Genomic DNA, 3,743 nt, shown 5'->3' with positions numbered 1-3,743 from the left:
GAGAAAAATTTGCATGACTGGAAAAACCATAATCTAATGCCAAATCTAAAATTCTTTGTTCATTCTCTTTCAAATTCTCAATTATTTTAGACATTCGGCGTAATTTAACATATTCTTGTAATGGTTTATTTACTAATCTTTTAAATAATCTTTGAAAATAAAACGGTGATAGTGATACCATATCAGCTAATCTCTCTGCACTAATATCCTCTTGTAGATGTTTTTCAATATAATCGACAGATGTTTGGATTGCTTCCCATGCGTTCATAATATATTCCTCCTTTAATTTATACAAAAATTATATCAGAGAAATTTATTTTATACTGTTCACACAATGCTCTCTTATCAAATTTTCTTAATTAGCTCGTAATAATTTCAAAATGTACATATATTATTTTAATAATATATAATTTATCTCTAATCAATTATCCACTTTTAGTAAAAACCGCGCTCCGTTACTTGTGATACGGTTCTCCGTTACACCTCCAACGGAGCGTGTTTTAATCTATTTATACTTCTATGTATGGAATTAAATCTTTTCCTATTTTAGTTACTTCACAAACTACAGTACTATCATTCTTTTTAAACGCTTCTAGGTAACCTTGTGATTCTAGCTGTATTATTACATGAGCTACTCTAGATCTCATTTCTAAAGAATCTATACTTTTACTTTTACAGTATGCTTCTATGAATTTATCATGCCATTCTGATGTTACCTTGGCTCCAAATGACATTGACATTCCCAAATTAAACTCTGGATAATTTTTGTAGTCAGTCAATATTGTTAAAGCCTGAGGTGTTAACTTTTCTATCTGTGCTAAAGCAAATTTATGCTGTTCAAACATTTTATAAAAGTTGTCATTATTAACCATATATTTTAAAGCTCTTGCTAAATGGTTTATTAACTCTAAGTCCGGTGGATAGTCATCTAAAATCATTAATATTTTATTAAATAAAACATTTCCTTGCGGATTAGTTATAAATAACTTTAACTTATTGATAGAGTCTTCTTGATTATCAATTTTATTTATATATTGCTCTAGTAAAACTGCTTTTTTAGCATCTTTTATCTCTTTATTTACTTCTTCACTCCATCCTATTATTGTTAGTGCAATATCACCTAACTTAAAGCTACCTAAAAACTTATCTTTTACAATATCTAATCCTTTTTCCTTCTTAATTTCATACTCTCTATCTTTATCTAAGTTTATCTCATTTATTCTCTCTTCTAAACTTTTACTTTGAGTACCTAAGTACATTTCATTGTTGACTACTATGAATTCATTTTTATCCATTTAATTACTCCCTTTCAAGCCTCTTTTATTACATTATATTACAAATTTTAAAGTCGTACAATTAAGCATAGAAGCATGAAAAAAGGAAGAGCCATCTTTTTTTGATGACTCTTCCTTCATTAAGTATCTTATTACATCTTTATTTATTTGTAGTTCTATGCTATCTATATTCCTTGATTTATCTATAGTTATCTTTGACACAAGTAAGTTTAGTAATTGCTTCCTCTGTTGTCTTGTACTACTTTCTTTGAATATTTCTCCAAATTTATTCATCACTTGACTTACTAGTTCAAATGGTACTGGTTCTCCTTCTGCTAACATTACATCTTGTTTTAGTTCATCTAGTCTGAACTTCAATGTATCGATTTCTTCATTTAGCTTTTTAATTCTTTCAGCTAATTCACTTTTAGTTAAAATTCCATCTTCAAAAAGCTCTATACTTGAGTTCTTCTTACCACTTAATCTATCGATTTCCTTATTTACTACATTCATTTCATCTAGTTTTGGTTTTAACTTACTAGATTTATTCTTATTTATATTATTTATCACTTTCTTTAGTAGTAACTCATTATTTACTGTTTCTATTATTTTATTTGTTACTACCCCATCTGCAACTTCTGCTCTTATGGAATTTGAGTTACATACTGCTGTACCTTTGTTCTTCCAATTACCACAAACATAGTATTCTGCTACCTTTCTAGTTCCATCTTTTCTCTTATGATAAGATCTACCTATAGTCATAGATGCTCCGCATACAGGACATTTTAGTAAGCCAGTTAAAGGAAATTCACTATCATATACTCTATTGTGAGTTTTACTTCTATCCTTTAAGATTATTTGTACCTTTTCCCATGTTTCATTATCTATTATTGCCTCATGTTCTCCATCTACAAGTATTGGATTTGGATTTATGTTCTTTCTTCTTTTTTCATTCCAATCTTGTCTTAAATTGTATCTTATCTTTCCTATGTATACTGGATTTTTTAGTATCTCTTTTATTGTAGCTGTTGCAAATGGATTACCTTTCTTACTTCTATGACCTTCTTGATTTACTCTATTCACAGTAGCTTTATACCCATGTCCTGTACTATACAATTCAAATATTCTTCTTACTGTCATTGCTTCCTTTTCATTTATTACTAATTTAGTTTCTTTTCTCCTCTTTCCTTCACTTGGTATTTCTACTATGTCGTATCCAAGCACCTTGCCACCATTCCACTTACCTTCCTTAGCTCGTGCCATCATCCCCATTTTCACATTCTCAGCTATAGTACCTCTCTCAAATTCCCCTATTGCTCCCATGATGTTAAGCTGTAACTTACCTGCTGGAGTTTCTGTTTCAAAACTTTCTGTTAAAGAACGAAATGCTATCTTATTTTTATCTAATGTATCTACTATGTTAAGTATATCTATTAACCTTCTACTTATTCTATTTAGTTTCCAAACTATAACTAAGTCAAACTTACCAGCATTAGCATCCTTTAATAGATCTTTTAATCCAGGTCTTCCTGAAATATTCTTACCACTTATCCCTCTATCCTCGTAGACTTTAAAAACTTCATGACCTTCTTTCTCACAATATTCTATGCACCTTCTCCTTTGCTCATCCACACTGTAGCCTTCTTGAGCCTGTTCTATTGTTGATACTCTGCAATATATTGCTACTCTTTTACTCATTTTTATTACCTCCAAGACATCTATTCTGATTACTTTAATATTAGTTTTCCTTTAAGCTATCAATTTGGTTTGTATATCTAAGTGTTAATTCAAATTACTTACTATTATTTTCTTTTACAATAACCTTAGTAGATTTTATTTTTATCTACTAAGGTTAATTAAATTATTATCTTGAAACTCTGTTACTCATGTTCATTATCTCCTTTGTTTTTGCTTTGAATTATAGATTTTTGAATTATATCACTTAATATTTCTACTATTTCTTGTGCCTTAATTTGTTCTAAACTAATACTCTCCATTTTTCCTCCAACATCTAATTTATAATATATGTTTTTGATTATGTTTATTTAACTAAATTTAGACTACTTACTACTTCTTTGTATACTTTCTATGAATTCTTCTTCATTACATGCTTCTATGTCTTTAGCTATTAAGTCTAATAATCTTAATGTATATGAATTTAACCTTAAGTAGTTAAAATGTCCTATTTCATCATTTGCTAATGCTTCAAGCATTTCATTTTCAATTAGTTCATATTCCTCGTTTAAAAATTCTAATTCATTGTAGTTCATTCTTTATCTCCTCCTAATTATTATTGAATTTATTACATGTTGGAATTAAGTCTAAAAAGACTTAACTCCAATATTATTACTACTAGATTATTAGTTGTTATTTTCTTCTTTTATTTCTTTATCTTTAGGTAATTTTATTACTATATACTCGGTATCAACCCCTACACTATTTTTTCTAGATCTCGTTAATCTATCTTTT

Annotated in this window: 4 protein-coding genes; all 4 read right to left on the bottom strand. The window is 28.6% G+C overall.

Annotated features, from left to right (window positions below; genetic code table 11):
• Window positions 1-268, bottom strand: a 268-nt coding sequence (locus J7G74_RS07640) for a helix-turn-helix transcriptional regulator (RefSeq protein ID WP_297133730.1), incomplete at its 3' end; no start/stop codon positions are given.
• Window positions 269-509: 241 nt separating this feature from the next.
• Window positions 510-1,295: a hypothetical protein gene (locus J7G74_RS07635; RefSeq protein ID WP_297133728.1), complete on the bottom strand. Its 786-nt coding sequence runs from the start codon at window positions 1,293-1,295 to the stop codon at window positions 510-512.
• 33 nt (window positions 1,296-1,328) lie between these two features.
• On the bottom strand, window positions 1,329-2,972 hold the full coding sequence (locus J7G74_RS07630; RefSeq protein ID WP_297133725.1) for a recombinase family protein: 1,644 nt from the start codon (window positions 2,970-2,972) through the stop codon (window positions 1,329-1,331).
• Window positions 2,973-3,334: 362 nt separating this feature from the next.
• Window positions 3,335-3,544, bottom strand: coding sequence for a hypothetical protein (locus J7G74_RS07625; protein ID WP_297133722.1), 210 nt, complete (start codon window positions 3,542-3,544; stop codon window positions 3,335-3,337).
• Window positions 3,545-3,743 lie beyond the last annotated feature (199 nt).

This window comes from Terrisporobacter sp. (assembly GCF_017888745.1).
In the GTDB taxonomy this organism is placed as follows: domain Bacteria; phylum Bacillota; class Clostridia; order Peptostreptococcales; family Peptostreptococcaceae; genus Terrisporobacter.
Note: the sequence above shows the minus strand (reverse complement) of the source record. Positions and strands in the feature narration are given on the sequence as shown.